The 1238-nt window shown below is 58.4% G+C and carries 1 protein-coding gene; it reads right to left on the reverse strand.

Going from position 1 to position 1238, the window contains the following annotated elements:
* Nucleotides 1-31: 31 nt before the first annotated feature.
* Nucleotides 32-1176 (reverse strand): IS3 family transposase gene (locus NX773_RS23430; protein ID WP_258858641.1). Its coding sequence is split into 2 segments (ribosomal slippage): nucleotides 32-918 and nucleotides 918-1176, totalling 1146 coding nucleotides; the frame shifts between segments, so codons are not numbered across the junction.
* Between the last annotated feature and the right edge of the window lie 62 nt (nucleotides 1177-1238).

The raw sequence follows: 1238 nt of genomic DNA on the forward strand, positions 1-1238 counted from the left end.
TGGCCTTCCCAAAATTACACGGACACTTCCGTTAGGCGCATTGTAGATTTTCGAATTGTACTGGGCTGACGTAGCCCAACGTTGAGTGCCTGCGTTTTGGGTTGTAGAACCTTTCAATGTAGTCGAAGACGTCTGCGCGTAGCTCGTCTCTGGTTTTGTAGTGCCGCTTGCTGAGGCGTTCAGTCTTTAATGTCGAGAAGAAGCTTTCCATCGCGGCGTTATCCCAGCAGTTGCCCCGTCTGCTCATGCTGCACACGATGCCATGCGCCGCGAGCAGCCGTTGAAAATCCTCGCTCGTATATTGGGAGCCCTGGTCCGAATGGTGCAGAACTGCTCGGGGCCGCCCGCGCCTGAAGACAGCCATCAGCAAGGCATCCATCACCAGTTGCGCCGTCATCGTCGGCTGCATTGACCAGCCGACCACGCGCCGCGAGAACAGATCCAGCACGACTGCCACGAAGAGCCAGCCTTCAGCGGTCCAAACATAGGTGAAGTCGGCCGCCCACTTTTGGTTTGGCGCCGTCGCTTCGAACTGGCGATCCAGCAGGTTGGGCGCGATCGAGTGCACGGTCGCTTCCAGTTGGCCGGGTGTACGGCGACGCTTGTGCCTAGCCTTGATGCCAGCGGCATTCATCAGCTTGGCCACGCGGTTTTCGCTGCAGGTCTCTCCAGCGTCGCGCAGGTCGCGATATACGCGCGGTGAGCCATACGTCCCATCGCTCACCTGGTGGCTAAGCCGAATCGCCTTCAACAACCGCTCGTTCTCCTGCTCGCGTGTGCTCAATGGCCGGTCCAGCCAGTCGTAGAACCCGCTTGCGGAAACCCCTAGTACACGGCACATCGTTCGCGTCGGCCAGATCGCCCGGTGTTTGGCGATGAAGCCGTACTTCACTTGGGGTCGGCAGCGAAGTAGCCGAGCGCCTTTTTTAGGATGTCGCGCTCCGTCTTAACCTTGGCGAGCTCACGCCGCATGTGTTCGTACTCGGCTACTGAAACCTTATCGCCGGCCTTGGTGTTCACCGCGTCCTCGCCCAGCCCACGACACCAACGTCCCAGCAGATTGGCGCCAATCCCAAGGTCTCGGGCAATCGCCGACTTGTTCGCGCCGGGTTGACTAGCTAGCTTGACCGCTTCGCGCTTAAACTCTTCTGAGAAAAACCTTCTTTCACGTGACATGCATTACCTCCGATAGTGACATCATACCTATCGGATGTGTCCGTCAAAACTGGGGAAGGCCA

The sequence above is a fragment of the Massilia solisilvae genome (genome assembly GCF_024753215.1).
Lineage (GTDB): Bacteria > Pseudomonadota > Gammaproteobacteria > Burkholderiales > Burkholderiaceae_D > Telluria > Telluria solisilvae.